5 protein-coding genes are annotated in these 4,632 nt (G+C 32.9%); all 5 read right to left on the bottom strand.

Translation table 11 applies throughout. The features are described 5' to 3' along the window. Positions 1-402: 402 nt before the first annotated feature. A complete protein-coding gene (locus FTT89_RS14300; protein WP_180172908.1) occupies positions 403-819 on the bottom strand; it encodes a plasmid replication DNA-binding protein in 417 nt (138 codons plus the stop codon). A gap of 421 nt (positions 820-1,240) precedes the next feature. Then, positions 1,241-1,837: a recombinase family protein gene (locus FTT89_RS14295; RefSeq protein ID WP_180172907.1), complete on the bottom strand. Its 597-nt coding sequence runs from the start codon at positions 1,835-1,837 to the stop codon at positions 1,241-1,243. A 176-nt stretch (positions 1,838-2,013) separates the two neighbouring features. Next, positions 2,014-2,217 (bottom strand): hypothetical protein, encoded by a 204-nt coding sequence (locus tag FTT89_RS14290; RefSeq protein ID WP_180172906.1) that lies wholly within the window; start codon positions 2,215-2,217, stop codon positions 2,014-2,016. Between the two features lie 404 nt (positions 2,218-2,621). Next, on the bottom strand, positions 2,622-3,290 hold the full coding sequence (locus FTT89_RS14285) for a hypothetical protein (RefSeq protein ID WP_180172905.1): 669 nt from the start codon (positions 3,288-3,290) through the stop codon (positions 2,622-2,624). A gap of 305 nt (positions 3,291-3,595) precedes the next feature. After that, on the bottom strand, positions 3,596-4,546 hold the full coding sequence (locus FTT89_RS14280; protein WP_180172904.1) for a replication initiation protein: 951 nt from the start codon (positions 4,544-4,546) through the stop codon (positions 3,596-3,598). Between the last annotated feature and the right edge of the window lie 86 nt (positions 4,547-4,632).

Genomic DNA, 4,632 nt, shown 5'->3' with positions numbered 1-4,632 from the left:
GTGTTTATAAATTGATCTAAGATTAATTCTAATTGTTGCATTGCATAACAACCCTGTTTGCAAATGCACTTTTGTTATGTATTATTAGATACAGAACTTGTGCTTTGCATATGTTCTAAGGATTCAAGCCTGTAACTTCTAGTCCGCCAAGATTTGAAAGTTACGGGCTTTTTCATTTCTGTAATAGTTTTAACACAGATCGTATCAGCAAAAAAACTTCTAATTCTATTATCCTTTTTAGTTGCTCAATACTCCGAAAAATAATACATAGCGTTTAAACGCTCTCAGCTCTCATTATAGCCATTTTAAATAATCAGGCTACCCTAGTATAACCTAGTGTCTTAACAATGCTCTATGCGTCGCTACGTGGCTTCTAGGGCTATGTTTATGTTTGGTTGTAGCTTATCTAAATATTTTAGAAAAAATCCCCCCTCTTTTTTCTTGGTTTTTATGTTCAATCAATCGCTGATTAAGCTGTTCTTTCAACCATGCTTCATTTGCCTTTACATATTCCAGTTGCTTCTCTAACTGTTCAACTTGTAATTTTAATTGTTCAATCTGCTGTATAAATAATTGTTCATTATTGCTTTTCGGCTGTTCAGTTGGTTGTACAATATTATTTGCACTGTTCAGTAGTTCATTGACAGCTTGTTCTGTTGCTTTCTTATCTGCCTTATTTCCAAATAAACGTATCATATCTTGAACAGAAACAAACCCATCTGCATTCTTAGTTAAGTCACCTTTCTTTATGCGAGCATAGATAGTGTTACGACTGACTTTGAACAGTTTGCTGGCTTGGTTAATTGATAGATTGCTCATATATGTTCATTCTTGTTCTGCTATATGAACAATAATATACAACATTTAGCATGTGTGTTTTTAATAAAAAAACACTGTTAAAGTTAAGTAGTTTGTTAAAAAAGCAAACTCCTTGTATGCTTAAAAATGAAATTATAAATATTCGCATTACATGAACATTCTTTTTACTCTAGCTGTTCTAATCATTACTGTGATTTTAATTAGTATGCACAGTTGGGATGTGATTAAAAAACTATATAGAAATTATTATGAATCGTGGGAAACCGTATTCATGATTTGTTTACTAGTTATATATTTGATGCTGTTTTTGTTCTGTATGGCTTACATAGTAGAATTTTTATTCAAATACTTTTACTTCATAAAGCTGAAAAATAGCCCGCCTTGGCCTTTAAGCCCTATGTAAAGGATTTAGTCGCTGTAACTAAATCCTTTTCAAAACCCTGTACACAGTAGCAACGCCCACACCTACAGCTTTCGCTATTTCTTCTTTTGTTAAACCTTTAGCATTTAACTCTTTGATTCTAGCATGTTTAGCTGTATCTGCTTTCTTACCTGTCGGCTTATATCCTGATCTTGCTAAACCTTGTTTAATTCTTTCACGGCGTTTGTCATTGTCTAACCTTGCCATAGTCGCCAACAAATCTATCAGCATGTTATTTACAAGATTTAGAATAGAGCCTGTGATGGTATCTGTTGAACTGATAAGCATGTGTGTAGTTGGTAGGTCAGCAACAACCAGCTTTAACCCTTTTTCTTTAATACGTCCTTTCAATATATCAAAATCCTTTTGAGAGAGCCTAGATAGGCGGTCTACGCTTTCAACTAACAGCGTATCTCCATTTTTTGATTCATCTAATAATCTATTCAATACAGGGCGATCTAGCTTTGTACCTGATTCATTCTCTACATACTCTTTCACATCATCTTTGATGGTTAAAGCAAATTTTCTTAAATCATCTAATGCTCTTTCTGCATCTTGGTCTTTTGTACTTGCTCTTACATAGATTCGAACTGTCATTTCTCATTTAAACCTATTTTTATAAGTATTGTGATAATACTATCATTTAATTAGGAATGATAGTTTATTGATAGGTTTTTTTATCATTAAATATTATTGTTTTTTGAGTATAGTCTAATGATAGTTTTTCATTAGGCATAAAAAAGCTCGCCTATAGCGAGCCTTAATGTTTTGATTTACTTTTTCGTATCAATGCCCTTTAAGCGCATCAATATCTCTTGTTGCTCTTTCCGCAATTGTGCTTCTTTTGGAGAAACGTAGTTCGATACGAAATTATCAGGATGTCTGCGTCTTGCTAGTTCAGGATCAAAAACACCATTTCGATAGTTACCCATATCTTCTTCGGGGAAGTCCGCAAAGTATTCACTCCACTCACCCATTTTAGTCACCTTTATGATCGTTATTGGCTTCAAATGAAGTATATCCGCAACGTCTACGTGAATGAAACTGTACAACCACCCTGTTAATTAATTTCTATTCACGTACACAGTTTTAAAAAGTTATAGAAACGCACGTTTGTCGATTGAACCTAAAAATACACGCCCCCCAAATTAAGGTCGTCTTTTCCTAGATGTATCTATAGACTGCGTTATTTAATGGCTTTGTTTAGAATAATCTCAGAATATTTAAAGAGGCTGTTTGCCTAACAATCTATATATCTATTGTCATCTAATAAACTAAATTAAACTATTGATTAAATTAGTTTATTATTATTTTTTATATAGCCATATAAGCACCTATTTTTTAATAAAATAGATGCTACTCAGATTACATAATTTACAATTCAGTCCCAACCATCTTCTACTGTTTCAGCACTAGATTTAGTCATATTCTTGTTAGTCCACTTTACATATTTTTGTTTATGTTCAGGCTTATCTGTTACAACTTTATTTTTTGATTTGATATCTAACTTTAGGCTTTTATCACGTTTCACTAGCCCTGCTTTGTTAATAAGATAAAAATTCCTCACTGGTTGATTGGTTAGCTTATTCAAATTGTAAAATTCCTGATCTTTCAATGTTGAACAATAACTAATAATTTTTTCGTCTGTTGTTGTCCTGAACTTTAGATTAAATAATTCAGGATCATAAACAGATTTTATAAGCTCTTTAATTTCAACTTTTTGAGAACAATATATATGGATATACATTTGAGTAATGTAATAGTTTTCTTTACTCAATTCATCCCAGTCATCCCTTACATTAAAAGGGAATGATTTATTCATAGATCTGAGCCGTATAAAGAATGCAGTATTTTTAGTGTCTACACTCTTTCGTAACTTAGTTTTTAAAGTATCAAAAAATTCTAAAACACAATCTCTAGCAAATACTTTTGAGAAATCTAAATCATCAAAGTCTATTTTTGGGAATACTGATATCTCTTGTACCCATTCATAGTCACATAGGTATGTAACAATTTTTCTTTTACTCTTAGCCTTACTACTTTCTGTCATCTCTATCTAACTACTCCTATCAATAAACTAAGAAAATACATATCTATTTATCACTCTACTATCACTAACGATATAGATAAAATACTAAGTGAATTACTATTCCTATAACTGTAACTATGAAAAGATATAAAATAGCCTTTAATTCTTATATAAAAAATATTGCTGGAACCCTTTAAATATAAGGCTTAGAGTTGAATTGAGAATTAAGAAAATAATGAAGTATAATCTCTTTAAATCTTCCAAAATAGTGCGGTAAAAATTTAACAGAAAATTAGGATAGTAACGCCAAAGCGCTATTATCTGATTTAGGCTATTGTGACACCCCCTAGCCAACGAATGATCGTATACCTGGATACCTCAAGTTGTTTAGCAATCTGAGTGTTATTCATTCCTTGCTCTTTCAGCTTGACTGCTTGCTCACGTTTAAAGCTATATGCTTCACCTTTAGCTTTACCACCTTTACGCCCTTTCATTGTTTGACGTTCAATAAACATGGCATAACAATGAGGATCTCGTTTCCATACCCATCGAGCAATTGATTTAGAAATACCTTTCACTTCGTTATAGCCTAGCGGTTCTGTAATGCCCTCATTTAGCTTTAAACAATGATCTAGTACCGATTGTAGCCACGTGTTGTATGTAGCACCTCTGTGCTTTCTAATCGCAACATATGACCAATGTCTAGCTTTATGGAAAATGTAGCAATTGCGCCCAAGTCCTACAGCTTCATCTTGTTTTATTGGTTTACTGATCTGCTTCCAGTCAATTTCTAATTTGTTAGCTAGTTCATCTAGTGAATACGGCGTATGGCGTAGCGTATTTGTACGCCAGCGATCATTTAGAGGATTTTTGCATATTAATCCTGTGTAATTCGCATCAGCATCTAAAACGTGCTGTAACGTACTGTGAATAGCATTTAGGTAAATGATTGGCTTCTGTCTGCTTGCATCAGTTTTAAATACTGGTGACTTTAACTGGTAGATTGCATGGCTCCTACCGTTTTCTTTATTTTCAATTATAAGGTTGGGTAACGGTAGGCCTGTTTTTGAGTAAAGTATCTCTACTAATGATGCTTCATAATCAAGATCAAAAACGATGTTATGCAGATAATAAGGGTGATTAGGCTGTAAATAAACTTTAAGCAAAGCAGCATCTTTGCTATAGATCTTCACGCCGTAGTTAAGATTATCACTAGCGTAAGGCTTTTTAGGTATCGTGTTTATAAATTGATCTAAGATTAATTCTAATTGTTGCATTGCATAACAACCCTGTTTGCAAATGCACTTTTGTTATGTATTATTAGATACAGAACTTGTGCTTTGCATATGTTCTAAGGATTCAA

It is taken from the genome of Acinetobacter sp. YH01025 (assembly GCF_013420185.1).
GTDB lineage: Bacteria > Pseudomonadota > Gammaproteobacteria > Pseudomonadales > Moraxellaceae > Acinetobacter > Acinetobacter indicus.
The sequence above is the reverse complement of the archived record's forward strand: the minus strand, read 5'-3'. Positions and strand labels throughout refer to the sequence as shown.